The organism is Streptomyces sp. NPDC088354 (assembly GCF_044753585.1).
Lineage (GTDB): Bacteria > Actinomycetota > Actinomycetes > Streptomycetales > Streptomycetaceae > Actinacidiphila.
In genome coordinates, this window is the sequence record NZ_JBIVNJ010000041.1 from 41,224 (window position 1) to 65,398 (window position 24,175).

At 70.3% G+C, this 24,175-nt stretch carries 19 protein-coding genes; 8 read left to right on the plus strand and 11 right to left on the minus strand.

The window, feature by feature from the left end:
- Window positions 1-160 precede the first annotated feature (160 nt).
- A complete protein-coding gene (locus tag ACIP98_RS35590; RefSeq protein WP_319661785.1) occupies window positions 161-1,153 on the plus strand; it encodes an aldo/keto reductase in 993 nt (330 codons plus the stop codon).
- 53 nt (window positions 1,154-1,206) lie between these two features.
- Here the strand turns inward: ACIP98_RS35590 and ACIP98_RS35595 are convergent, their stop codons facing one another.
- Both ACIP98_RS35595 and ACIP98_RS35600 read right to left on the minus strand, forming a co-directional pair.
- Window positions 1,207-1,899 carry an alpha/beta hydrolase gene (locus ACIP98_RS35595; protein WP_401980199.1) on the minus strand — a complete coding sequence of 231 codons (693 nt, stop codon included), beginning with the start codon at window positions 1,897-1,899 and terminating at the stop codon, window positions 1,207-1,209.
- Between the two features lie 81 nt (window positions 1,900-1,980).
- Window positions 1,981-2,685 carry an NAD(P)-binding domain-containing protein gene (locus ACIP98_RS35600; protein ID WP_319661783.1) on the minus strand — a complete coding sequence of 235 codons (705 nt, stop codon included), beginning with the start codon at window positions 2,683-2,685 and terminating at the stop codon, window positions 1,981-1,983.
- 400 nt (window positions 2,686-3,085) lie between these two features.
- Here ACIP98_RS35600 and lepB (ACIP98_RS35605) point away from each other — a divergent pair, with 400 nt between their 5' ends.
- Window positions 3,086-3,829 (plus strand): signal peptidase I, encoded by a 744-nt coding sequence (gene lepB, locus ACIP98_RS35605; RefSeq protein ID WP_401980201.1) that lies wholly within the window; start codon window positions 3,086-3,088, stop codon window positions 3,827-3,829.
- Between the two features lie 222 nt (window positions 3,830-4,051).
- Here the strand turns inward: lepB (ACIP98_RS35605) and ACIP98_RS35610 are convergent, their stop codons facing one another.
- The gene (locus tag ACIP98_RS35610; protein ID WP_401980203.1) at window positions 4,052-4,633 is read right to left on the minus strand and encodes a TetR/AcrR family transcriptional regulator; all 582 of its coding nucleotides are present in this window, start codon (window positions 4,631-4,633) and stop codon (window positions 4,052-4,054) included.
- Window positions 4,634-4,768: 135 nt separating this feature from the next.
- On the opposite strand from ACIP98_RS35610, the gene ACIP98_RS35615 reads away from it, so the two are divergent.
- Window positions 4,769-5,617: an alpha/beta hydrolase gene (locus ACIP98_RS35615; RefSeq protein ID WP_319661780.1), complete on the plus strand. Its 849-nt coding sequence runs from the start codon at window positions 4,769-4,771 to the stop codon at window positions 5,615-5,617.
- Window positions 5,618-5,979: 362 nt separating this feature from the next.
- On the opposite strand, the gene ACIP98_RS35620 is transcribed toward ACIP98_RS35615, so the two are convergent.
- From ACIP98_RS35620 to ACIP98_RS35650, 7 genes are all read right to left on the minus strand, one after another.
- Window positions 5,980-7,071: a sugar phosphate nucleotidyltransferase gene (locus ACIP98_RS35620; protein ID WP_401980206.1), complete on the minus strand. Its 1,092-nt coding sequence runs from the start codon at window positions 7,069-7,071 to the stop codon at window positions 5,980-5,982.
- A 73-nt stretch (window positions 7,072-7,144) separates the two neighbouring features.
- Entirely contained in the window at window positions 7,145-7,696 is a 552-nt protein-coding gene (locus ACIP98_RS35625; protein ID WP_401980209.1) for a GtrA family protein, read from the minus strand.
- A 62-nt stretch (window positions 7,697-7,758) separates the two neighbouring features.
- Entirely contained in the window at window positions 7,759-8,541 is a 783-nt protein-coding gene (locus ACIP98_RS35630; protein WP_319661777.1) for a polyprenol monophosphomannose synthase, read from the minus strand.
- A 171-nt stretch (window positions 8,542-8,712) separates the two neighbouring features.
- Window positions 8,713-10,263: a glycosyltransferase family 39 protein gene (locus ACIP98_RS35635; RefSeq protein ID WP_401980211.1), complete on the minus strand. Its 1,551-nt coding sequence runs from the start codon at window positions 10,261-10,263 to the stop codon at window positions 8,713-8,715.
- Window positions 10,260-11,981: a glycosyltransferase family 39 protein gene (locus ACIP98_RS35640; protein WP_401980214.1), complete on the minus strand. Its 1,722-nt coding sequence runs from the start codon at window positions 11,979-11,981 to the stop codon at window positions 10,260-10,262. The genes ACIP98_RS35635 and ACIP98_RS35640 overlap by 4 nt, the downstream gene beginning before the upstream one ends.
- Complete coding sequence (locus ACIP98_RS35645; protein WP_401980217.1) at window positions 11,978-12,985, minus strand: glycoside hydrolase family 26 protein; 1,008 nt, start codon at window positions 12,983-12,985, stop codon at window positions 11,978-11,980. Before ACIP98_RS35645 ends, ACIP98_RS35640 begins: the two co-directional genes overlap by 4 nt.
- Window positions 12,982-14,592: a glycosyltransferase family 2 protein gene (locus ACIP98_RS35650; protein WP_319661773.1), complete on the minus strand. Its 1,611-nt coding sequence runs from the start codon at window positions 14,590-14,592 to the stop codon at window positions 12,982-12,984. The genes ACIP98_RS35645 and ACIP98_RS35650 overlap by 4 nt, the downstream gene beginning before the upstream one ends.
- Before the next feature lie 911 nt (window positions 14,593-15,503).
- On the opposite strand from ACIP98_RS35650, the gene ACIP98_RS35655 reads away from it, so the two are divergent.
- On the plus strand, window positions 15,504-17,948 hold the full coding sequence (locus tag ACIP98_RS35655; protein ID WP_401980220.1) for a SpoIIE family protein phosphatase: 2,445 nt from the start codon (window positions 15,504-15,506) through the stop codon (window positions 17,946-17,948).
- A gap of 53 nt (window positions 17,949-18,001) precedes the next feature.
- Here the strand turns inward: ACIP98_RS35655 and ACIP98_RS35660 are convergent, their stop codons facing one another.
- Window positions 18,002-18,607, minus strand: a complete 606-nt coding sequence (locus tag ACIP98_RS35660; RefSeq protein WP_401980222.1) for a PadR family transcriptional regulator — start codon at window positions 18,605-18,607, stop codon at window positions 18,002-18,004.
- Between the two features lie 77 nt (window positions 18,608-18,684).
- Between ACIP98_RS35660 and ACIP98_RS35665 the strand changes: the two genes are divergently transcribed.
- The 4 genes from ACIP98_RS35665 to ACIP98_RS35680 all read left to right on the plus strand — a co-directional run bounded on the left by ACIP98_RS35665 (window position 18,685) and on the right by ACIP98_RS35680 (window position 24,034).
- Window positions 18,685-19,383: an ABC transporter ATP-binding protein gene (locus ACIP98_RS35665; protein WP_401980225.1), complete on the plus strand. Its 699-nt coding sequence runs from the start codon at window positions 18,685-18,687 to the stop codon at window positions 19,381-19,383.
- 5 nt (window positions 19,384-19,388) lie between these two features.
- Complete coding sequence (locus ACIP98_RS35670) at window positions 19,389-22,181, plus strand: FtsX-like permease family protein (RefSeq protein WP_401980227.1); 2,793 nt, start codon at window positions 19,389-19,391, stop codon at window positions 22,179-22,181.
- Between the two features lie 89 nt (window positions 22,182-22,270).
- Complete coding sequence (gene lepB, locus ACIP98_RS35675) at window positions 22,271-23,032, plus strand: signal peptidase I (RefSeq protein ID WP_401980230.1); 762 nt, start codon at window positions 22,271-22,273, stop codon at window positions 23,030-23,032.
- Window positions 23,033-23,566: 534 nt separating this feature from the next.
- Window positions 23,567-24,034, plus strand: coding sequence for a hypothetical protein (locus tag ACIP98_RS35680; RefSeq protein ID WP_401980231.1), 468 nt, complete (start codon window positions 23,567-23,569; stop codon window positions 24,032-24,034).
- Window positions 24,035-24,175 lie beyond the last annotated feature (141 nt).

The window sequence follows — 24,175 nt, forward strand, 5'->3', positions numbered from 1 at the left end:
TTCACAGGGGGAGGGCTTGATGAGGGGCCGGGCGCAAGGGCGCCGGGTGGCCCTGCCGTACCCAGGTACCGCAGGGCTGGCCAGGCTGTGGAAGCCGGGCGGTCGCGCTTGCTGGACTGTGCTGCACAGGTAAGGACGACTGCGGAACGGAGTGTCGGTGATGCGGCAGAGATCGGTCGGAGGAAGGGGACTTGGGTGTTCGGCCCTGGGACTGGGGTGCATGGGCCTGACCGGGGCCTACGGGGCGGTGGATGCCGAGCAGGCCATATCGACCGTCCGCGCGGCGATGGACGCGGGTATCACCCTGTTCGACACCGCCGACGTCTACGGACCCCACTTGGGCGAGGAACTGCTCGGCAGAGCCCTGGGCGTCCGGCGCGCGGAGGTAGTGGTAGCCAGCAAGTTCGGCGGAGCCGAGTTGGGCGACGACGGAGAGCCCCTGGGCGGACCCAATGGCAGGGCCGACTATGTGCGGCGGAGTGTCGACCGCGCCCTGCGCAGGCTCGGCACCGATTACATCGATCTCTACTACCAGCATCGCGTCGATCCTCGGGTTCCGGTGGAGGAGACGTTCGGTGCCCTGGGTGAGCTGGTGGCCCAGGGGAAGCTACGGTACCTGGGCATCTGCGAGGCAGCGCCCGAGACCATTCGACGGGCCCATGCTGCGGCCCCGCTTTCGGCGGTCCAGACCGAGTACTCCCTGTTCAGCAGGCAAGTCGAGGAGAACGGGGTCCTCAGCGTCGCGCGTGAGCTGGGTATCGGGTTCGTGGCGTCCTCGCCCCTGGGCCGCGGGTTCCTCGCCGGGGCGGTCCGATCGAGGGAGGACATCGCGGAGACCGATCTCAGGACCGGCTTCCCCCGCTTCCAGGGCGAGGCGATCCGCGGCAACCTCGGAGTCCTGCGGGCGGTCGAGGAGTTCGCCGAAGAGCGCGGCGTCACGCCGGCCGAGGCGTCACTGGCCTGGGTGCTGGCCGCCGGCGAGGACATCGTCGCCATCCCTGGCACCCGCTACCGCTCTCATCTCGATGAGAACGTCCGGGCTGCCGCACAGGACTGGAACGCCGGCCTGCGCGACGCCCTCACGGCGCTGGTGCCCGCGCACAGTGTGGTGGGCGACCGCCGGTCACCGGCGGACACGGCCATCGAGGTGTGACTGACGGTGTCCGGCGGTGTGTTCTCCTTCTCTGCGCCCACCTCATCGCCTCTTCAGACAGCCATCTCCTCGCGGATCAGGCGGGCCAGTTCCGCCGGGTGCGAGAGGAACGGCGAGTGGCCGCTGTCCATCGGACGCACCCGGTCGGCCTGCCGGGCCATGGAGTGCTGGAACGCGGCGGGAATCGCGCGATCCTGCTCGCAGACGATGTAGGAGCTCGGTACGTCGTGCCAGATGGCCCGGGTGAGAGGCTGGGTGACCGAGGCGAGGGACTGCAGGCGCAGAGAAGCCGCGACGGACTCGGCCAGTTGCGGGTCGACGCCGTTGTACAGCACGTCCACCGGATCGGACACGCCGAAGTGGCCCGGGCGTTCGCCCTCGTCTTCGTGGACGTCCCAGTACGGGGGATGGACGCCTCCGGTCGGGGTCAGCACCGTGTCACCCACGTCCTGCATCATCGCCGCCAGGTAGATCACCCGCACGATGCCGGGCCCCGCCTGCGTCTGCGACACGGGCGCTCCCCCGTAGGAATGGCCGAGGACCACCGCCGGTCCTCCGACTTCCCCCAGGACGGTTTCGATGCGTTCCGCATCCGCGTACAGGTCCCCGAGGAGTGCGGGGTCCTCCCCGGTACTGGGCAGGCGGACGGTCCTCACGTCCACATCGGGGAGACACGAGGCAAGGAGCTGCCAAGCGGGGGAGTCGTGCCAGGCGCCGTGGACGAGGAGCAGAGCCGGAAGTGACATGAGAGAGCTTTCGGGTAGGCGGAGAGATCGGACGCGCCGAGCCGATCCCGGGGCGGCCGGGGCGGACGCACGGGCGCTTCGTCAGGGGGCGCAGGTGGAGGCCCACAGGATCTGCCTCAGCGCTGCCGCGGACACCGGAGCGGCCGGCTGCCGGCGGACGTCGTCCGCACCACCCGCGCCGTAGGGGAGGTGGCAGGCCGGCATTCCCGGCTGGAAGCGCCATCCTTCGCTGAGCGGACCCACGTCGACTGCGTCGAAGCCCAGACGTCCGAGCAGCCACGTGACGTCCGCCTTGGCCGACTCGTCGTCCCCGGCGAGGGGGAGGGCAGTTCTGCTGTCCGCTGCCTGCGGCCGGGCGAGGTCCCTGAAGTGCTTGTAGTCGATGTTGTTGATCGCCTTGACGACGTTGGCCTCCCGGAAATGCCGCTGGATGATTTCACTGCTCGTCGTGGAGGGACCCTCGGTCCCGGTGCCGCCTGTCAGGTGACGCGTATACAGGTTCGTCATGTCGATGACCGGCTTCCCGGATCCCAGGTCCCCCCGAAGCAACCGGTGTTCCTCGAAGGGCATCAGCAGGGTCAGCCAGTCCCCCTGCTCCGCGGCTTCCTCGGGAGTGACGATCCGGAGGCGACCAGGAAAGCTCTGCTCCAGATCCGAGAACGGTTCGTGATCACCCACGACGCTGTAGGCCACATCGATTCCGGCGGCTGCCACCATCTCCAGCAGCGTGCGCTCACCGACGTGGCCGCACCCGACATACCCGAATATTCGCTTGCCGTCTTTCATCAGGGAGGGTTCTTTCGTCTGTCGCGGGCCTGGCCGCTCGCCACGTATCACTCGCACAAGCCGGAGAGTGCAGCGCGGAGCCGGGGTGGGAGCGCCGCCACGTCGATGTCCTGCGGGGAATCCCGGAGCTGCCCGCAATGGGAATACGAACGTCCGTATGCTACCTCCGGGCCAGGGGGCGGCAAAAAACTTTCACTGAATGAAAGCCCGGCTCGGCACCGCCAGTCGTGGCCCGCGGGTGCGGAACCCCGTCGGTCGTGATGACGGCGGCCCGCTCCCGTGTACGGCAGAGGGTGATTTCGCCGCAGCGCTCCGGCGCTCTGCTTATGTCAGCCCTACTGCGGTGCGGCTAGGGTCCGTTCGCTGTCGAGCGGGATATCCTCAGAAGGAAAGAAACCTCATGAGCGCCGAAGAAGAAGTGACGCCTGAGCGCAGGACGGCGCAGAGCGTGGACCCTGGGAGCACCGGCAAGGCGCCTGGTGCGAGGCGCCGTTGGTGGCAGGAGCTACCCGTACTGGTCGTCGTTGCTCTCCTTCTGTCGTTCCTCATCAAGACGTTTTTTGTGCAAGCCTTCTCGATCCCTTCCGATTCGATGCAGAATACGCTGCAGAGAGGCGATCGGGTCCTGGTGGACAAGTTCACGCCGTGGTTCGGAGCAACACCGCAGCGCGGTGAGGTGGTGGTCTTCCGCGATCCCGGTGGTTGGCTGGACGAAGGAGTTCCGAAGGAGAGCAATGTCGTCCTGCGAGGGCTGCGGAAGGGATTGACCTTCATCGGTCTCATGCCGTCGGTCGAAGAAAAAGATCTGATCAAGCGGGTGATCGCGGTCGGCGGTGACACCGTGGAGTGCAATCGGGGGGAACCGCTCAAAGTCAACGGAATCCCGCTGAACGAGCCGTACATCTATCCGGGTTCCACCCCATGTGACGACAATCCCGTCGGTACGATCAAGGTGCCCAAGGACCACCTGTGGGTGATGGGGGACCATCGCGACGACTCCTGGGATTCCCGCGCTCACGTCAACGGTCCCACCGGCGGGTTCGTCCCCGTGAAGAATGTGGTCGGCCGTGCTTTCACCGTGGCTTGGCCGATCCCCCGGTGGGCAACGCTGCCGGTGCCCGCGACTTTTCATCGCGATTTCTGATCGCCGCTGCGCGCACCTGTCGGTGCGTGGAGGTCCGTGAAGCGGGTGTGCGCGACCGCGCACCGGTGGCCGGTGACGTCCCGTCATGGGCGGGGGCGTCGGGGTACTGCCAAGAGGATGGCGCCGTGGCGGGGCAACGGGGCGTGGTCGGCTTCCGGGCTCCGTTCCGGCCTCGGGCGGCGTCTTCGGTGCCGTTCGGGGCCGGGTCGCGCGGGAGCGGGTTCAGTGGTCGTCGGCGAGGGTCCGCATGAGGGTGTCCAGGGTGGTCTCCAGGACGGCCCGGGCCTCCGCGCCTGGGGGGAGCGCACGGGCCACGGTGACCGCGCCGACGATGGAGGCGATCATGGTCCAGGCCTGCTTGGCCTGTTCTTCGGGCGTGCCGTGCATGGCGGGAGCCAGGATGGCGACCAGGTCGGCCATGTGGCTGCGGTAGGTCTCGCGGACGGAGTCGCCGGCCCGTGCGACGTCGGCGCTCAGGGACGGCATCACACAGCCGGTGGCGGGATCGGTGCGGTGCTCGTCGCTGAGGTAGAGGTGGAGTACGCCGGCGAGCCGGCGGCGTCGTTCGGCGGGGTCGGGGTCGGCGATGCCGGCGAACTGCAGGCCCAGTTCGGCGGCGACGACCTCTTCGAGCAGTCCTTCCTTGCCCGCGAAGTTGGAGTAGATGGCCCCCGAGGTGACGTTGGCCGCGGCGGCCAGTGTGTCGACCCCGACGGCGTGGAAGCCCTTCTCCTTCAGCGTGCCGGAGGCCTCCCGCAGGATGGCCGCCTTGGCGTGCGCCTTGTGGTCTTTGGAGTACCTCATACCGGTTCCCTTCGGCTCCCGCCGTGTGCGGCTCGCTCTTCCCCATGTATAGGGTAGCGATCGTTATATAACGAGCGCTATCCTATGGATGCCCGGCAGCCCCGCCGGCACCGATGACGAGGGAAGGGCCCCGCCATGTCCGCAGTAACCGCAACTTCTGCTCCGACCAGGACCGTTGATGTCGCAGGGACCCCGTTCGCCTACCGGGAGGTGGGCACGGACGAGGGCGTGCCGCTGGTCCTCCTGCACCACGTGACCGCGGTGCTGGACGACTGGGACCCCGCCGTCGTCGACGGCCTGGCAACCGAGCGGCGCGTCATCCTGGTCGACCTGCGCGGGGTCGGCCGCTCCGGCGGGACCACCCCCGACACCTTCGAGGCGATGGCCGACGACACCGTCGCCTTCCTGGACGCCCTCGGCCTGGAGGCGGTCGACCTGTTCGGCTACTCCCTGGGCGGCATCGTCGCCCAGGTCGTCGCCCAGCAGTACCCCGACCGCGTCCGCCGGATCATCCTGGCCGCCACCGCGCCCGCCGGCGCCCCAGGCCCGGCTGCCACCGGCGCCACCGTCCAGGCGGCCATCCAGAAGGCCACCGAGCAGGGCAAGCACCCCAAGCACTTCCTGTTCTTCGAGCCGTCGACGGCCGGCCAGGCAGCCGCGGACGCCTTCCTCGCCCGCCTGGACCAGCGCACCGCCGACGACCGCGACACCCCGATCTCCAACGAGGCCATCGGCGCCCAGCTCACCGCGCTCACCACGTGGGAGCAGAACACCTCGCCGGCCGGCCTGGCAGCGGTGAAGCACCCCGCGCTCGTCGTCAACGGCGACAACGACACGATGTGGCCCACGGCGTCCGGCACCCTCCGCCTCGCCCAGCTGCTCCCCGACGCCAAGCTCGCCGTCTACCCCGACTCCGGCCACGGCGGCATCTTCCAGTACCACGAGGTGTTCGTGCGGCAGGCCCTGGACTTCCTCCGCAACTGACCTCGTACCGGGGCTGCCCTCGTCCCTCTTCGCGGCCGCCGCCGGGCTCCGGCCCTCGGCGGGGAACGGCCCGTCAGGCGCGCCCACCGCGGGCGCGGGACCGCGCCAAAGGGGAGGGTCTGCGCATGCCACGAAGGGAAGCGGTCCCGGCCTGCGCGGGAAGGGGATTCCGCACGGCGGACATGGGCTCAGGTCGGCCCGGCCCGCCCGTGAACGGCGCACGACAACGGTCCGTTCGCGATGTGCGTACGACTGCGCGGCCTCCGCGAAGGCCCCGTTGCCGCTGGACACCCGCCCGCGGCGCCGCTCCGGTCGGCGCGGGCGTCCGGCGCCGACCGCCGCACACGGGTCGCGCCTCGGTGTCAGAACGCGTACGTGGGCGCGGAGACGCGGACCGCCCGCTCGGGCAGACGGACGCCGCAGTCGAGCCGCACCCCCGCCGGAAGCTCGTTGTGCGGTCCGACGTGGGCGTGGTCGCCGATTACCGCGTCGACGACGCTGGTGCCCTCGCCGACCACCGCATCGCGTCCCACGACCGACCGCCGGACCAGTGCCGTGCCATGGATGTGCGCCCCGGGCAGGACGACGCTGCCCTCGATGACGGCCCCGGCGTCCACCACGGCGCCCTCGCACACCGTCGTGCCTGCCGAGAGCACCGCCAGCGGGTCGACTCGCGCCCCCGGCAGGACGAGTGCGTCGCCCGGCGGGCCGGGCAGCGCGGGTGAGTCCACGTGCCCGCGGACCAGGTCGGCAGACCCGGTGACGAAGGCCGACGGCGTCCCGAGGTCCAGCCAGTACGTGCGGTCGACGACCCCGCGCACGTGGGCGCCGGTCTGCAGCAGACCGGGAAACGTCTCACGTTCGACGGACACGACCCGGCCCTCGGGGATGCCGTCGATGACCGAGCGCGTGAAGACGTAGCAGCCCGCGTTGATCTGGTCGGTGACGATGTCCTCCGGCCGTTCCGGCTTCTCCAGGAACGCCTCGACCCGGCCGTGGGCGTCGGTGGTGACCAGCCCGTACGCCCGCGGGTCCGCGACCCGGGTCAGGTGCAGGGTCACGTCCGCGCCGGACGCGCGGTGGCCGTCCCTGAGGGCCGCGATGTCCAGGCCGCCGAGGATGTCGCCGTTGAAGACCAGCACCGGTTCGCCGGGCGCGCAGGTCAGGTGGCGCGCCGCGTTGCGGATCGCACCGCCGGTGCCCAGGGGCTCGGTCTCGGTGACGTAGACCAGCTCCAGGCCCAGCCCGGAACCGTCGCCGTACTCCCGCTCGAAGAGCTCGGCCAGGTAGGACGTGGCGAAGACGACCCGGGTCACCCCCGCCGCCGCGGCGCGGGCCAGCTGATGGGTCAGCAACGGCACCCCGGCGACGAGCAGCAGCGGTTTGGGGGTGTAGGTGCAGAGCGGGTGCAGCCGGGTGCCCTTGCCGCCGACGAGGAGGATGGCTTCGCTCACGGCGTCCACACCCCCGCACGTACGGCCGTCGGTCCGCCGGCGGGACGACCCTTCACGAGGGGCGCCGGGTCGGTCATGTCTTCTCCCAGGAAACGGTCAGGAAGGGGTCGGCGGGCACGGCCGGCGGGACGTGGTGGACCGGCGCCTCGCCACCGGGGGCGTCGGCGGTCGGGACCGGCTCGCCTCCGGAGGTCCCGAAGACCCATGTCCGGTACGACCAGAACCGGAAGAGGGTCGCGATGCCGATGCCGACGAACTTCCAGACGTTGTTGGCGAGGGTGCCGTCCCAGCCGAAGCCGTACGTGGTCGCGTAGAGCACGGCGTTCTCGATCACCAGGCCGACCGCGCTGAAGAAGGCGAAGAGGCCGAGCTCCCGCCGCCGGCTGCTGCGGCTCTCCTGGCCGCGGTCCCGGTACGTGAAGTACCGCAGCCCCAGATAGTTGGTCATGATGGCGCAGGCCGTGGCGAGGACACTCGCCCGTACGGTCTGCCACTGCGCGAGGTTCCTGATCAGGTTGAAGATCGCCAGGTTGACCACGAACCCCGAGATGCCCACCACTCCGAACTTCGCCACCTCGCGGTACAGCCCGCCCAGCCGCGAAGGAACCGCGTGCCGTCCGCTCATGGTGAAGTCCTGTCCGTTTCGTTCGCGGTCTCGTGATGCCTGGTGGTGCTCGTGGGGGCGGTTCAGCCCCGGCGGTTGCGCAGCCGCAGACGCAGCGGAACCAGCGCCGACTCGATCTGCGTGGCGAGGTTCATCTTGGAGACGCCCTCGGTGCGCTCCTCGAAGCGGATCGGGATCTCCACGCCGCTGTGACCGCTTCGCGCCGCGAGGAACTTCAGCTCCACCTGGAAGCTGTAGCCCGCGCTGTCCAGCGTCCGCAGGTCGACGTCGCGCAGCGTCTCGGCCCGCCAGAGATTGAAGCCGGCGGTGATGTCGCGGATCTTGGTGTCGAGGATGGTCCGCGCGTAGCGGTTGGCGAAGCGCGACAGCAACTGGCGGTGCTTCCCCCACTCCTCGTCCAGGGAGCCGCCGTCCACGTACCTGCTGCCGACGACGAAGCCCGCTCCGGTGGCCAGCGCGGTGCCCAGCATCTGCGGGATGACATGGGCCGGGTGACTGCCGTCCGCGTCCATCTGCACCACGAACTGCGCACCCTCGTCCAGCGCGGCCAGCATGCCCGCGGTGTAGGCCCTGCCCAGGCCGTCCTTGGTGGTCCGGTGCAGTACACTCATGCGCGGACGCGGACTGAACTCGTTGTATTTGTCCGCGAGTTGCTCGGCGAGTGCGCCCGTGCCGTCAGGGCTGGAGTCGTCCACGATCTTCAGATGAAGGCCGGGAAGCGGCAGCCGCATCACGATGTCGGCCATCCACTCCAGGTTCGCTGCCTCGTTGTACGTCGGCATGACAACCGTGACCGGTACGTCCCCCCAGGTGACGGGGAGAGACTCCGGGAACGGGTGGTTCATGGCATCTCCTTGGTCGCCGCGCCGGCGGGAGCCGGGCCGGACGGCCCAGCGCGCGGATTTCGGGCGGGCGGCCACCCGGCGCGCGTCGCGGCGCGCCTGGTGACCGTCCGGGTACGGGGTTCGAAGAGGTGATCCGTGTGACCGCGGTGCTCTTCGGTGTGTCGCGGGTGGCTACCGGACGCGTTTCAGCAACAGGACGCGAACGTTGGGCAGGGAACTGGTCTTCGCCACCTTGAACCGGGTCGAGAGCACGACGGCCGTCTTCTGCGGCATGTCGGCGAACGGGGTGCCCAGCGCAGAGGTGGAGACCACCCACAACCGGTCCGTCTTCGCCAGGCACTTGGCGGGGTCCGGACATTCCAGAGCGCCGAAGTTGCCCATCTGCTGCGGCGTCCGCCACATCAGCACATCCTTGGGCCGGTCGGCCGCCCCGGCGTGCCGGAATTCGAAGGCCATCGCCCGGCGTTCCGATTTCTGCCCCGAGAAGGCGATTCCGTCACCCCGCTCGAACCCCTGGGCCACCAGGCGGTGCGCGCCCCGGTAGTCCGGCTCTGCCGGGTCGTTCTGCCGGGCGAGCGCCAGACCGGGCTGTGCCTGCCAGGCGAACACGGCTGCCGCCACCGCCACCAGGACCCCGCCGAACACCCGCCGGGCCGTGCCGGTACGGACCGCGTCGGTCAGCGGCCCGGACAGCCGGGTGACGGCGGCGCTCGCCAGAAGCACCCAGGCGGGCACGGTGAAGAGCAGATACCGCGGCAGGAACAGGTGCAGCTGCGCCGCCGTGAGGTAGGTGACGACCGGAGGCAGCACCACCCAGGGCGCCAGCAGCACGGCGTACTTGCGCACCACCAGCAGGCCGACCACCCCGAGCGCCATCACCGCCCCGCCGGTCACCCAGGAGCCGAACAACTTCTGCGGATGGTTGACCAGGTCCTGGAACGTGGGGTTGTTCCAGGCGATCTGCCCGCTCTGGTTCGAGCCCTGCGCCAGCATCGGGAGCACCACGGACAGGCCGGTCAGCGCGGCCGCGGCGAAAGCCCAGTGGGCGATGCGGTCGCCCTTGCGCCTGGCCATGACCACCATGCCCAGATGGCCGGCGAGCACCGACAGCGAGACCAGGTGGCTGAACCCGATCAGCGGAATCGTCGCGGCGTACAGCGTCCAGCCCTTGAGGCTCGGCCGGTCGAGTGCGCGCAGCAGGACCAGCGTGGACAGCAGCGTGAACGCGACCGCGAAGGCGTAGGGCCGCGCCTGCTGCCCGTACTCGGTGACCGAGGGCACCGCCGCGAAGACCAGGCCGGCCAGCAGCCCGGTCCCCGTGGTGAACATCCGCCGCCCGACGAGCGCGAGCAGGCCGGCCGCGGCGGCCATGGCGAACGCCGCCGGCACCCGCAGCGCGGTCGGCGAGTCCCCGGCCGACGAGACCCACAGGTGCATCAGGAAGTAGTACGGGGCGAAGACGACGTCGATGTTCCGGATCAGCTGGGACAGGTCGCCGAGGGAGAGCGTGGCCGCCCACCAGGTGGCGTGCTCGTCACGCCACATCTGCCGGTCGCCGATGCCGTTCAGGGAGGAGGCGAGGGTGAGCGCCGCGGGCACCAGGAAGAGCAGGGCGGTGGCCACCCGGCCGGCGCCGCCGTTCGACCGGCCGCGCCGCCGGGAGACCGGTTCCTCGTCGGCCGCGACGGGCGCGGGTCCGTGGGTCGGTTCGGTGACGGTCATCGTTTCACCCAGATCCGGTAGGTGGTCGACCCATAGGCGTCGGTGGACGGCAGGACGGCCAGCAGCCGGTAACCGGAGTTGCCGTGCAGCGCGTCGGTGATCGCCTTGTCGGTCCCAGGGGTGACGTCGCCGTTGAGCACGATCGCGTCGAACCACCCCGCCCGCACGGCCCTGCGGAAGCCGTCGGGGCCGGTGTGGTGCTCGCCGCTCTTGTCGGTGAAGTCGATGTCGCGCGTGCCGTGCCACTGATCCCGGCGCGTCGAGTCGGCCAAGTAGTAGGCGGGGATCTCTGCCTGCTCGGCGAGGTACCGGCCGTCCTTGCCGACGACCTTCCTCAGGGTGTTCACCATCTGACCGGAGTCCGGCGGACGGTAGAGGGTCTGGGTCTGCGCCATGCCCACGACCAGCACTCCGACCCAGACCATGATGCCGAGTTGCGGATAGCGGAAGTGCGCCCCCACGAGCCGGGAGATACCGAGCCCCGCCATGGGCGCGGCGAACAGCAGGCCGAATCCGACGTGCTTGAAAAGCGAGACGTCGTCGTTCAGGTAGGCCTGGCAAACGGGGGCGAGCAGAGCGGTGCCGCACATCAGCAGGCCCAGTGCGGTGCGGCGGACCGCCCCCGGTGTGTCGCCCGTCGCCCAGGGCATCTCCCCCATGCGCGACCTGCGTACGTAGTCGACGGCGCCGCCGACCGCGACCAGCAGCACCAGGCCGCCCCACTCCGCGCTGCGCCACAGCACGTCCAGCGCCGGGTCGGTGCCGTGCGCGCGCCCGGTGGTGGCGGAGGTGAGGCCGTCCAGCCCGCCGGACAGGTACGCGGCCGCCCCGAGGAGGAGCAGCGTCCCGGCACCGAAGAACAGGCCCCGCAGGAAGGCCCGCGCACCCCGGTAGGGGTAGGCCGACAGCACGGCGAGCACCACCAGGCTCGGCAGGTACAGCACGGCGACGGACTTGGTCGCCGGAGCGAGGGCCGCAAAGGGTGCGGCAAGCAGCGCCAGGGAGGGGTGCGACCGGCCGGTACGGACCAGGGCCCACGCCGCCGCGGCGATCAGGAAGAGCGCCATCGCGTCCGCGGTGGCGAGGCTCCCGAGGAGTTCGGTGGACTCGACCACGGCGAACAGCCCGGCAGCGGCCAGCCCGGCCCGCTCGTTGAACATCCGGCTCGTCATCGCGTAGAGCAGCGCGGTGACTCCCAGCATGAACAGCAGGCTGAGCGAGCGGGCGGCGGCCAGGCCGCCCACCGCGTCCGCCGCCTTCGCCACCACCGGATAGACGCCGGAGTGGCCGATCCGGTGGTGACCGGGGGCCAGGTAGTACGCCTCGGCGGCGAAGGCACGCCCGCCGAGCCGGAACGACAGGCCGGCCTGGACCAGCAGGACGCACAGCACCAGGCTCCGGCCGATCCAGGTGCTGCGCCGGGTGTCGATCGACCAGGCCGACACCGGTACCTCCGGCACGACGTAGCCCGGGACGGCCGGCGCCTCGGGCCCGGCCTCCCGCCCGTCCGCCGGGTGGGTCTGCGTGCCCGTGACGACGTGCGCCGCCACCTGCTCGTACGGCTGCGGGTAGGGCTGTTCGTACGGCTGCTGCGCGTACTGCTGCGGCCGGTACCGCGGGTAGGACGCGGGGTCCTGCCAGGCCGTGTCCTCGTGCCGGCCGTCGGCCGGCGGCCAGTCGCCGTACTGGTCGTGGTGGTGGGTCTCCTGGTCCTTCACTGGCGGGGCACCTCGAAACCGATCCTGTCGTCGGCGGCCAGCCGCTTGAACTCCGCCAGGGCCAGCGGGCTCGCCTGGAGCCGCCAGTCGGCGCGCTTGGTGATGTTGAACCAGACGAAGCCCAGCACGTCGTCGTGGGCCTCGATGCCCTCGAAGAGGCTGCGGATGTCCGCCCGGCGGCGTTGCCCCGGTTCGGAGGCGGTCTCGGAGAGGAAGAACGGCTTCTTCGTGAACTTCCGGACCTGGCTCGTCGTGGGCCCGTACAGGGTGTCGAAGGTCGACGCGCCCGTGGCCGTCCAGTACCCGACCACACCGACCCAGTCGACGTAGGCGTCGCCGGGCCAGTACGGCTTCAGCGCGACGTCGGGCACCGGGTTGACGACGTTCGGACTCCACACCCAGATGACGTTGGTGGCGCCCTCGTCCTGGAAGATGTCGTGGATGTGCCGCCACGCCTTCACGAACTGGGCGGGGGTCGCGTTCTTGGTGCCCCACGGGTACCAGTGGCCGTTCATCTCGTGGCCGAAGCTGATCGCCACCGGTGCGTTGCCCTTGCGCACCTCGGAGGCGTAACGCCTGATGTACTCGTCCTGCGATCCGTCGGCGATCTTCGCGAGCGACGGCTTGAACGGCTCCCAGGAGACGTAGAGCATCGCGCCCGCGCCCAGCACGCGCCGGGCCCCGTCGATGTTGAAGTCGTTGCCCCACGCCGAGTAGGAGGCGACGACGTTGGGCTGCTTGCCGACCAGATCGGCGTACTTCCCCACCGGGGTCAAGGAGTCCGGGGCACCGTCGACCGCGACGCCGAAGTACTTCTTGTCGGGCTTCAGCAGGTCGGTGGTGTCGTACGTGACCTCCGGCACCTCGCTCACGGCGCTGGACTCCGGTGCGGCACCGCGGTTCGACCCGGAGTGCGTCGCGCCCGATACGCAACCGGTGCCGGTGAGGCAGACCAGGAGAGCCCCGGCCGCCGCACGGCGGAGGGACACAGGGAACAGGTTCATGCGGACATCTCGTTTCGCGGCTGGACCAGGACCCGTCCGACGACGAGCGCGTAGAAGAGGCCGGAGGACAGGACGAGGGCGAAGTCCGGCGGGTAGCCGTCCAGCATCCGCCAGACCGCGGCGCCCACCCAGATCACCGCGGTGCCGCCGCTCCAGATACGGAGGCCGAGCCAGAACCGGCGGGTCTTGTTCTTCTTCGCCCCCGAGGAACCGGTGGGCTGCCAGCCCATCCGCTGCTTGCGCAGGATGTCCCAGATCGCGAAGAAGTGCGCCCAGCCGTACATCAGCCGGGCCGACCACGCTTCGAGGCGGTAGGGGGACTTGTGCCAGATGGGGAAGATGACGGTGGTGTAGATGATGCTCGGCAGCACCATGAGCAGGTTGTCCACCTCGAGCTTGTCCGGCAGGGTCAGCAGCAGCACGATCGGGATGATCGGTGCCGCGAAGGTGAACAACGCGGTGTGGATGTAGTAGAAGAAGCCCGACAGGTAGCAGAGCCGGCTGGAGAACTTGACCCTGGCGTCCCAGAACTTCTTGCTGCCCAGCAGGCTCATCGAGCCGGAGCACCAGCGGTACTGCTGGTTGAAGAAGGCTCCGGCGTTGTCCGGGCACACCCCGGTCGACAGCGCGATCGGGATGTAGCGCAGGTCCCAGCCCAGACCGCGCAGGTCGAAGCCGGTGTGCACGTCCTCGGAGTGCTCGATGAGCGTCGTGCCGCCGTTGGTCTCCAGGGCCGCACGCCGGTAGATGGCGCAGCTGCCGACGCAGATCGCGCCGTCGCTGCTCTGCCGGGAGACCTGGACCGAGCGGTAGAACAGCTCCTGCACCGCGCCCGCGCCCCGCTCGATCCAGTTCTGCGAGTCGAGCACCCGGAAGAACTGCGGCGACTGGACGATGCCGATCCGCTCGTCCGTCTCCATGTACGGGAGCATCTCCTCCAGGAGATCGGAGCGCGGGGTGAAGTCGGCGTCGAGGATCAGGATGTACTTGCCGTCGGACTGCCCGAAGCCGAAGTGCAGGTTGCCGGCCTTCTTGAACCAGCCGCGATTCGGGCGGGTGCCGTACCGGAATCCGAAGTCGGCGGCCATGGCCTCCAGCTCCGGGCTGGCGCCGTCGTCGAGCACGAACGGGACACACACACCCGGGTAGCGGTCGGCCAGCGCCCGGACATGCGTCCAGGTGTTGTGCAGCACCTCGATGGGCTCGCCGCACACCGGCAGGAACACGTCGACGGACGGGTAGACCTCCGGCCGCCAGTCGCGGACCAGCTGCTTGTGGCGCTTGAGATCGAAGCCCCGGGAGAACCCGTTCACCCGCAACGAGATCAGGTAGTAGACCACGGTGAACAGCAGCGGGGGCGCGTAGAGCCACAGCAGCGGGTTGGACTGGGCCAGCTTGTACTGGCTGTAGCCCAGGCAGCAGAAGCTGATCACGGAGCTGACGGTCAGCACCCACAGGTTGCGCCTGGCGAACGCGTACTTCTCCAGGGCCGTGGGCGGCTGCGGCAGGAGTCCGAGCGGCGCCGCGCCCGCCTTGGCGGCGCGCCGTCTGCCGACCGGCTGCGCGCGGTGGTGCCCACTCGTCGACGCGGGCTGCAGCGAACTCATGCCGGCTCCCCCAGGTGGCGCGCCCCGGAGCCCGCCGGCGATCCGCCTGGCGTGAAGGAGACGGCCGGGTTACAGGCCGCCGACGGGAAGGAAGACTTCCGGAAAATTGGAATTCCCCGCCCCTGCGCGGCGGTTCGCCGCGCCGACTTCGTCGTGCGCCAAGAGTGGGCGGGCAGCCCGCCGACAACAGCATGTGACATTGCGTTAAATGGCCTTCTCAACGTTATTACCGCGCGCGGAACATGACGCATGTCGAGCCGAAAAGGCGTGTCTGCGCCCGTCAGGGCATGCCAAAACGCACACCTCGCCGGTACTTGGAATCCCCTCCCAGCCCCTGAACCGCCGACCGGCACGGTGTCCCCACACCGCCCCCGCCCGTCCGGCAGCATCCTTAGCCTGTCAAAATATGTACTACTACCGCAACTACTTTATGCGAGTTGTGTTCATGTCGTGACCATCTAACGATTGATTGGTAATTGGTAGAGGGAACTCCGCCCCTCTTCACCCCTTTCGTGCCGTTCACGCGGAGGCGGAATCAAGCCATCCGCTGCACCGTGGATCGCCCGGACCGCGTCACGCGGTCCGGGCCGCGAGGCCGTGCGGGGCCGTGCGGGAGGGCGTGCGGGTGGGCCCCCGCGTCCGCCGAGGGTGTGCCGGCCCACGTGCCGCTTCTGCGGCAAACCCGCAACCGGGCCGTGGGGCGGCCTCGCAGGGGCGGCCGGAATCTGCGGGTAAATCCCGATCTGCGCGGCGCGGAAGGCGGGGACACTGGCACGGAGCGTTCACCGTTCGGACCTCGAGGCGGTCGAAAGCCGAGTCCGAGGCCGTCGGCACGGAAGGAGGGGCTGCCCGGCGCGGCCCACGTCGACGGCTCCTTTGAGGCACATGCCCAGTCAGGAGAGACCTCTCCGATGACCACAAACGAAGGACACCGTCCCCCCACACTGCTGGAAGTCTCCGAGGTGGTCTGCACCCCGATGGCGGTGATCGACGAGGAAGGGGCGGTGTTCGGGTGGACCGAGCCGGCCCGGCGGCTGGTCGGCTACTCGCCGGTGCAGGCGATGCGGCGTCCGGCCGCAAGCATGCTGGCATCGGCCGCGGACTGGACGACGGCATCCGCCCGTGTGCAGCGCTCCCCCGGCCCGGACGTCTGGTCCGGCCCCGTCGCGCTCCGCCACATGGACGGGCACACCCTCGAAGTGGGGCTGCGGCTCTCCCGGCTGTCCGGGCCCGATGGAGCCGTCCGCTGGCTCGTCACGGTGACCCGGGCGGACGCCGTGCTCTCGTCGGCGGCAAGGGGCCTGAGGCCGTCCTCCCTCCTGGGCGGCGCACCGGTCGCGATCTGCATCCGCGACGCCGAGCTCCGCTGTACCTGGGTGAGCGGCACCGCGGAGCTCGTCGACGGCATTCCCTCCGCGACGCGGCTCGGCCGGCGCCTGTCGGACATACGGCCCAGCACGGAGTCCGACGCACTGGAGACGGCGATGCGGCACGTCCTGCGGAGCGGGACCTCGGCCATCGACCTCGAATATCCCGAATGGCTCTCGTCGATCGGCGCGTACGGCCCCTTCGAGGCCTCGTACTTCCGCCTCGACGGCCCCGACGGCAGCCCGCCGGCTCTGTGCGCCATGTGGGTGAGCATCGCCGACAGGGACCGGGCCCGGGAGCGCCTGGCGATCGTCGACGGTGCCGCCGCCCGCGTCGGCACCACCTTGGACGTCGCGCGGACGGGGCAGGAACTGGCCGACATCGCGGTGCCGCTCCTGGCGGACTTCGCGATCGTCGACCTGGCCGACCCGGTCCGGCTGGGTCAGGACGCCCTGCTCTACCCGGCGCCGGCGGACAGCCCGATCCCCCCGTTCCGCCGCGCCGGACTGGCGTCGGTCAACCAGGGGGCCCCGGAGGCGATCTGGGCGCCCGGGGAGGAGATCTCCGTCCCGCCGACCTCGACCTACGCCTTCGTGCTGTCCTCGGGCAGACCGTCCAGGACGGTCCTGAGGCTGCCGCCGGACAGCCGTCCCCACCGGGGCATGGCCTGGGCCGAGAAGATCCGCAAGTACGGGATCCACGCCTTCATGGTCGTGCCGATCCACGCCCGCGGCGAGGCGCTGGGCGTGGCGGCCTTCGCTCGTTCGAAGAATCCGACGCCGTTCGAGGACGGCGACCTGCTCCTCGCGGAGGAACTCGTCGCGCGGGCCGCGGTCGGCCTGAAGAACGCCAACCGGTACACGCGTGAACGTGCCATAGCGCTGGCCCTGCAGCGCAACCTGCTCCCTCACCATCTGACCGGCGGATCCGCGGTCGACGTGGCTTCGCACTACCTGCCGGCCGACATCGACGCGGGGGTCGGCGGAGACTGGTTCGACGTGATCCCGCTGTCGGGGGCCCGGGTGGCACTGGTCGTGGGCGACGTGGTCGGGCACGGTATCGAAGCCGCCGCGACGATGGGCAGACTGCGCACCGCCGTACGGGCCCTCGCCGACCTGGATCTGCCCCCCGACGACCTGCTCACCCACCTCGACGATCTGATCATCCGTCTCACCCGGGAGGACGGCGTCCAGGAACTGGCGACCCAAGTCCTGTGGGCCACCTGCCTGTACGTCATCTACGACCCGGTGACGAGACGATGCACCATGGCACGGGCCGGTCACCCACCGCCCGCGATCATCGAGCCGCAGGGCCGCATCACCTTCCCCGACCTCCCGCCCGGAACCCCACTCGGCGTAGGGCTGTCCTCATTCGAGGCCGTCGAGCTGGAGGTGCCGGAAGGCAGCGTCCTCGCCCTGTACACCGACGGCCTGGTCGAATCGCGAACCCAGGACATCGACGCCGGGACGGACCGTCTCCGCGCTGTCCTGGCCCAGCACGACCTCCCGCTGGACGACCGGTGCTCCGCCGTCGTCGAGGCCCTGTCGGCGCACCCGCCGGCCGACGACATCACGTTGCTCATGGCCCGGACCCACGGACTCGGCTCCTGCCAGGTCGCCTCCTGGGACCTGCCTCCCGACCCGGCCGCCGTCAGCAAGGCCCGATTCCTGTCCGCACGGCAACTGGCGAGATGGGGGCTGGAACATCTGGTGACGTCGACCGAACTCATCGTGAGCGAACTGGTCACCAACGCCGTACGGCACGGCAAAGGGCCGATCGGCCTCCGCCTCATTCGCGACGCGTTCGTGACCTGTGAGGTCTCCGACAGGAGCAACACTCTTCCGCGCCTGCGCCACGCCCGCGTCACCGACGAGAACGGCCGCGGGCTGCTCCTCGTGAACCGGCTCTCCCAGCGCCGCGGAACCCGTTACACCATGGGCGAGGGGAAGATCGTCTGGGCCGAACAGGAATTGACCCCCGGCATCTGACAGGCGTCGGAGTCCCGTTCCGCGGACACGCCGGCCACGGACGGCGGAGAAACTCAGGCGGACATGGAGGGGTTGTGACCCTCTTCTGCCACGGTGTCCACCAGCGGTGATGTGACGGCACGAACGCCCGGCCGGGCGTCGGCCAGCGCGGCGAGGCGGCCGACGGCGTTGTCGATCAGTTCGAGGTCGGCTTTGGTGTGGGCGATGGCGGCGTCGATGAGCAGGGCCACCAGGGGGTCGTCCGCGTGGTTGCGTCGTTGGCGTGTGAGGCCGGCGAGTTCGGACAGATAGGTCTGCCGCTGGGCCGCTACGAGGGCGTCCAGCGCCTCGGGGCCCACGGAGGCCGCGCCGAAGAGTTTGAGGAAGAGTTCGTCGCGGAAGCCGCCCGTGCGCGTCCAGGCGGTCGTCGCCCAGGTCCGCAACTCGCCCTGCCCGGTGGGGGTGAGGTGGTAGCGGGTCTTGTCGGGGCGGTCGGACTGGGCGACTTGGGACCTGGTGACGTAGCCGTCGCGGACCAGGCGGTCCAGGATCTGGTACAGGTGGCCGATGTTGAGGCCGCCCCACTGGGGGCCGATGGCCTGCTCGAAGCGGCCTTTGAGTTCGTAGCCGTGGCTCGGGCCTTCGGACAGCAACGCGAGCACCGCGTGGTGCAGTGGCATTTTACACCCCCTGTGGATTGTGACAATGTACCGCTGCATTGCGGCAATGCAGCGCTGCGGGAGGGTGGGAGGGGTTCATGGGTGTGACCTTGCGGGGGGTGACCCGCCGGTATCCGGGGATCACCGCGCTGGACGGCGTCGACCTGGTCATCGACGAGGGTGTGTCGGTGGCGCTCACCGGCCCGTCAGGTGCGGGCAAGTCCACCGTTCTGCACGTGATCGGCGGTATGGACCGGCCGGACTCCGGCACGGTGGAGGTCGACGGTGTCGAGCTGACGCCGGCCCGGCTGGACGCGCACCGCCGCCGGATCGGGTTCGTCTTCCAGCGCTTCCACCTGCTGCCCGCGCTGACGGCGCTGGACAACGTCCTGGTGCCGGTACTGCCCCGCCGGGTCGACTTCGACCGGCGGGAGCGCGCCATGGAACTCCTGGACGCCGTCGGCCTGGCGCAACGCGCCGACGCGCTGCCCTCGCAGCTCTCCGGGGGACAGCAGCAACGCGTCGCGGTCGCCCGGGCGTTGATCAACCGCCCGGGGCTGCTGCTCGCGGACGAGCCGACCGGCAACCTCGACAGTTCCACCGGGCGGGAGATCATCGACCTGCTGCTGTCACTGAGCGAGCAGTACGGCACGACGATGCTGATCGCCACCCACGACGCCGAGGTCGCCGCGAACTGCGACCGCATCGTGCGGCTGCAGGACGGCCGGATCACCTCCGACGAGCAGGTGACGCCGGCCGACGACGTCCTCGACCGGCTCGGGGGCCTGCGTCCGTGATAGCCATGATCCTCTCCCAGCTGAGCAGGCACCGGGGCCGCGCGCTGGCGCTGGCCGCCGGCATCCTGGTGGCTGCCACCAGCTTCACCCTGCTCACCTCGACGGTGACGACAAGTCAGGCCCGCACCACCGACACCGTCCGGAAGAACGCCCGCTCCGCCTACGACGTCCTCGTCCGCCCCCGCGGCAGCCAGACCGCCATCGAGCGGGCCGACGGCCTGGTCGAGGCCAACTTCCTGTCCGGGATCTTCGGCGGCATCACGCTCGGCCAGTACGGCGCGATCAAGGACATGCCCGGGGTGCAGATCGCCGCACCGGTCGCCAACCTGGGCTACCTCATGGTGCAGGGCACCATGAAGATCGATGTGTCCGACTTCCTGGACAGCAAGGCACCCGCCCAGATACTGCGGATCAAACCGACCCTGACCGCGGGACTGGGCACGTATCGAGCCGCCGACCAGTACGTCTACCTGACCCGCAACCCCATCCGACCGCCCACCAAGCTGCCCGACGCCCTGTTCCCCGGGATGGTGCAGGAGCATGTGGGCACCAAGACCTACTACGTCTGCTGGTACTACAACTCCAACAAGACCGACCTGCACATTCAGCATGCCGACGACGGGGGCTACGAGCCGCTGCAGCCCAATTTCATCCGGGAGGACCGCCGCGAGGAGTCGCCGTTCGACCCTGACATGAACGCGTGGCTGACGTGCCGGTCGGGCCACGACAAGGCGACGGCCGAGTTCCCGGTCACCTACCCGGTGCTGCTGTCGGCGGTGGACCCCACCGCCGAGAACCAACTGGTGGGGCTGGGCCGGGCGATCACCCAGGGCCGGATGCTCACCGACCGGGACAAGCCCGTCTGGAACCGAAAGGAGGGCTGGTCGGACAAGCCGTACTGGAAGGTCCCGGTCGTGCTCAACGACCGGTCGCTCACCGCTGGTACCGTGCACGCCACCGTTGAGCGGCTGGACACCGGCAACCCCCTGGCTCTGCCCGAGAAGCTCGGCAGCACCGCCGCCCACGACTTCGTCAACGGCCTGCGCGGAACGCCCGTCGGACACATCAGCGCCGACCTCGCCGAGGCATTCCCGGACAGCACCGACCAGATCCGCTCGGACAGTTACTGGACGGTCGGCCCCGTCGATTACGACCGCACCGACCACGGCCTGGCCCCACGCGCCCGCGCGGACCAGTCGCCCGAGCTCTGGCGGACCAACTCGGACGGGCAGTTCATCGAGATGGTGCCCGAGGAGAACACCGGGATCCAGTTCCGCAAGGTCACCAGCCACCCGGGCACCGCCTGCTGGGGCACGCAGACCTGCGGCCACCAGGACTCCGGGCGGACCCCGATCCCCTATCTCACCCCCGTCGGGCGTTACGACGCCACCAAGTTGCCCGGCTTCTCCTCGCTGACGCAGGTGCCGTTGGAGACCTACCGTTCCCCGCAGGTCACCGGCGCCGACGCGGCCGCACGGGCCGCCCTGCACGACCGGCCCCTGGCTCCCGACCGGAACCTCGGCGGCTACCTCGCCGCGCCGCCCACCATGCTCACCACGATCGACTCGATCTCCGTGCTCACCAAGAGCCGCCGGCTGCCGTCGTTGCAGGACAAGGCACCCGTCAGCGCCATCCGTATCCGGGTGGCCGGCGTCACCGGCGTCGACGCCGCCTCCCAGGCACGCGTCAACGCGGTGGCCGGGCGGATCCGCACCGCGTACCCCGGGCTGCAGGTCGACATCACCATCGGCAGTTCCCCGGCGCCGCAGACCATCGCGCTGTCGGGCGTGAACGTCCGCGAGTACTGGACCGCCAGGGGCGTGGCCCTGCGCATTCTGAAGGCCGTCGACACCAAGAGCGCGGTGCTCTTCGTCCTGGTGCTGGTGGTGTGCGGACTGTTCCTCGCGCAGGCCGCGCTCGCCTCGGTGCGCTCCCGCCGCACCGAGATCGGCACCCTGCGCTGCGTGGGCTGGACATCACGGGACATCCTCCGCCTCGTCCTCGGTGAACTGGCGGTCATCGGCCTCGCCGCGGGCACCGCAGGCGCGCTGCTCGCCTACCTCCTGGGCTCGCTGCTCGGCCTGTCCGACGCGGCCGCGAAAGCCGCCCTCGTCCTGCCCGTCGCCCTGCTGCTCGCCCTCACCGCCGGTGCCGTCCCCGCCTGGCGGGCCACCCGTCTGCGACCCATCGACGCCATCCGGCCCCCCGTCACCACCGGCGGCCGGGCCGCACCCGTCCGCAGCGTCCTCGGCCTCGCCGCACGCAATCTGCTCCGCGTCCCCGGCCGTACCCTGCTCGGCGCCGCCGGACTCGCCCTCGGCGTCGCGGCCTTCACCGTGCTGCTCGCCCTGACCCTCGCCTTCCGCGGCGAAGTCGCCGGCTCCCTGCTCGGCAACGCCGTCGTCGCCCAGGCGCGCACCGCCGACTACCTCAGCGTCGCCCTGTCCCTGCTGCTCGGCGCGGCGGGCGCCGTCGACGTGCTGGTCCTGTCCCAACGCGAGCGCGCCGCCGACCTCGCCGTCCTGCGCGCCACCGGATGGACCACCCGCGAACTCGCCCGCCTCACCGTCCACGAAGGCATCCTCCTCGCTCTCCTGGGCGGCCTCACCGGAGCCCTCGCGGGACTCGCCGCCGTCCTGGCGATCGGCAGCGGGGTACTGCAAGGACACCTGCTCACGGTCGCCGGCGCAGCCCTCCTGGCCACCCTCGCCGCCGTCGCCCTCGTCAGCGCCGCCCTTGCCTTCCCCATCCGGGCCCACTCCCGCATCGCCCCCGCCCACCTCCTGGCGGCAGACTGAGCGTCGCACGGCGGGTTCACCGCTGTTCAGGAACGCACGACGCGTGCCACGGGTACCGCAACGCGCGCAGGCACCACGAAGGAGCACCCATGACCGTCGGGGACGACGACCGCACCGGCACCGCGGGGACCGGTGGCACCGCCCTGGCGGGAGCGCGACCCGAGCGGCCCCGCAAGGTCCGCAAGGTGGGCAAGCAGTGGCCCTGGTGGCAGGAGCTGCCGATCCTGATCGTGGTGGCGCTGGTCGTGGCCCTGGGCATCAAGACGTTCTTCGTCCAGGCCTTCTCCATCCCCTCGGGTTCGATGCAGAACACCCTCCAGGTCGGCGACCGGGTCCTGGTGGACAAGTTCACCCCGTGGTTCGGCGCGGAACCGCAGCGCGGCGAGGTCGTGGTCTTCCGGGATCCCGGCGGCTGGCTGGACGACCAGCCCGCACAGGACGGCGGTGCCTCGCCGAACGTGATCAGCAAGGCCCTGGCCTTCGTCGGCCTGATGCCCTCGGCCGACGAGCAGGACCTGATCAAGCGTGTGATCGCGGTCGGCGGCGACACCGTGACGTGCGAACGCGGCGAACCCGTCGAGGTCAACGGCAGGCCCCTGAACGAGCCCTACGTCTACCCCGGCGCCACACCCTGCGACGACCTCCCGGTCGGCACGGTCAAGGTCCCGAAGGACCACCTGTGGGTCATGGGCGACCACCGCGACAGCTCCAGGGACTCCCGCGCCCATGTCGAGGAACCGGGCGGCGGTTTCGTGCCCGTCGACGACGTGATCGGCCGGGCCTTCGTCGTCGCCTGGCCCCTGTCGCGATGGTCCTCGCTGCCGGTGCCCGCCACCTTCGACCGGCCGTGAGGGAGGCGATCTCCTGCGGCGGGCGGGGCGGCACCCCCGGCCGCACGATCCTTTTCCCCGGCGGGGATTCCCGGTTCGCCGAGCTCCGATTCGCGAACGGGCGGGGCCCTTTCGGGGTTTCCGTCCGCCCGGACGGACGGCGCGAACGGATGGCCCGCCCGGCCATGGATCAAGCATGCCGCTTCCGGTGCGCGACGGCGCGGGAAAATGGCGCCCCGATTCTATGTCGGGCGGACGGGGACGGCTAACCTCGAGCGGGTTGTCGTCAATTCCCCGAACGAGGAGGCCGGTTCGTCCCGCGGCCTGGGCATGGGGCCGTGTCCGGACCGGCAGCGTCAAGGAGCCACTGATGTGCGGTGATTTCACAGGCGGGTCCGGAGCCTGTGTTTCACGGGACGGAAGATGTGTGCCGCTCCTGAAGGTACGTGCCGTTCTCCGGTGAAAGCCGTCTTCCTCGTGAGAAAGGCTGTCCCGACTCCGGCCAGGGGCACAATGCGCGGATTCTTTCACGGCCCGCGAACCCTGGAGCAACCCGTGCGGAATGCACTCGTGTCCGCCGTGTTCGCCACGGCGGTTCTCGGCGTATTCGTCCTCGCGCAGCCGCGGAGCGGCGCCGCGCACCGGTCCGGGGACGACGGCGCCACGCTCCCGAGCGATCTGCGGGTCGGCGCCGTCTGCTCGTCGGACATCGGCTACGCCACCGATGTCTCCTGCGGCCTGGCGAGCTTCGGCGACGTGCGCTTCCTGTGCCCGGCGGGCACCCGCACCGCCCCGTGCCCGCGGACCCGCACCGTGACGCTCCAGAACACCGGGCGCACCGACCTGCGGCTGGTCGGGATCAGCGGCTCGGCACCGGGCGTACGGCACGAGACCGTCTCCCGCCTCCTGCGCCCCGGGGCGCGGGCCGCCCTGGGCCCCCGCGACGGCGACACCTACCTCTACGACATCGTCCTGCGCTCCGGCGGAGGCCGTACGGAGGCGCGGGTCACCGCACTGTCGTGACGGCCCGTCAACCCACGAGATCCGTCAACGGAGAATCAAGGAGTATCGCGCGATGTCGGACCTCGGACGCTTGGTGGCTGGGCGGTACCGGCTTGTCGAGCGGATAGGCCGTGGCGGGATGGGCACCGTGTGGCGGGCCGA

What these genes read in the sequence shown, in the direction of transcription:
- ACIP98_RS35590 (WP_319661785.1), top strand. Translation starts at nt 161, where the DNA reads ATGCGGCAGAGATCGGTCGGAGGAAGGGGACTTGGGTGTTCGGCCCTG.
- ACIP98_RS35595 (WP_401980199.1), bottom strand. Translation starts at nt 1,899, where the DNA reads ATGTCACTTCCGGCTCTGCTCCTCGTCCACGGCGCCTGGCACGACTCC.
- ACIP98_RS35600 (WP_319661783.1), bottom strand. Translation starts at nt 2,685, where the DNA reads ATGAAAGACGGCAAGCGAATATTCGGGTATGTCGGGTGCGGCCACGTC.
- lepB (WP_401980201.1), top strand. Translation starts at nt 3,086, where the DNA reads ATGAGCGCCGAAGAAGAAGTGACGCCTGAGCGCAGGACGGCGCAGAGC.
- ACIP98_RS35610 (WP_401980203.1), bottom strand. Translation starts at nt 4,633, where the DNA reads ATGAGGTACTCCAAAGACCACAAGGCGCACGCCAAGGCGGCCATCCTG.
- ACIP98_RS35615 (WP_319661780.1), top strand. Translation starts at nt 4,769, where the DNA reads ATGTCCGCAGTAACCGCAACTTCTGCTCCGACCAGGACCGTTGATGTC.
- ACIP98_RS35625 (WP_401980209.1), bottom strand. Translation starts at nt 7,696, where the DNA reads ATGAGCGGACGGCACGCGGTTCCTTCGCGGCTGGGCGGGCTGTACCGC.
- ACIP98_RS35630 (WP_319661777.1), bottom strand. Translation starts at nt 8,541, where the DNA reads ATGAACCACCCGTTCCCGGAGTCTCTCCCCGTCACCTGGGGGGACGTA.
- ACIP98_RS35635 (WP_401980211.1), bottom strand. Translation starts at nt 10,263, where the DNA reads ATGACCGTCACCGAACCGACCCACGGACCCGCGCCCGTCGCGGCCGAC.
- ACIP98_RS35645 (WP_401980217.1), bottom strand. Translation starts at nt 12,985, where the DNA reads ATGAACCTGTTCCCTGTGTCCCTCCGCCGTGCGGCGGCCGGGGCTCTC.
- ACIP98_RS35650 (WP_319661773.1), bottom strand. Translation starts at nt 14,592, where the DNA reads ATGAGTTCGCTGCAGCCCGCGTCGACGAGTGGGCACCACCGCGCGCAG.
- ACIP98_RS35655 (WP_401980220.1), top strand. Translation starts at nt 15,504, where the DNA reads ATGACCACAAACGAAGGACACCGTCCCCCCACACTGCTGGAAGTCTCC.
- ACIP98_RS35660 (WP_401980222.1), bottom strand. Translation starts at nt 18,607, where the DNA reads ATGCCACTGCACCACGCGGTGCTCGCGTTGCTGTCCGAAGGCCCGAGC.
- ACIP98_RS35665 (WP_401980225.1), top strand. Translation starts at nt 18,685, where the DNA reads ATGGGTGTGACCTTGCGGGGGGTGACCCGCCGGTATCCGGGGATCACC.
- ACIP98_RS35670 (WP_401980227.1), top strand. Translation starts at nt 19,389, where the DNA reads ATGATCCTCTCCCAGCTGAGCAGGCACCGGGGCCGCGCGCTGGCGCTG.
- lepB (WP_401980230.1), top strand. Translation starts at nt 22,271, where the DNA reads ATGACCGTCGGGGACGACGACCGCACCGGCACCGCGGGGACCGGTGGC.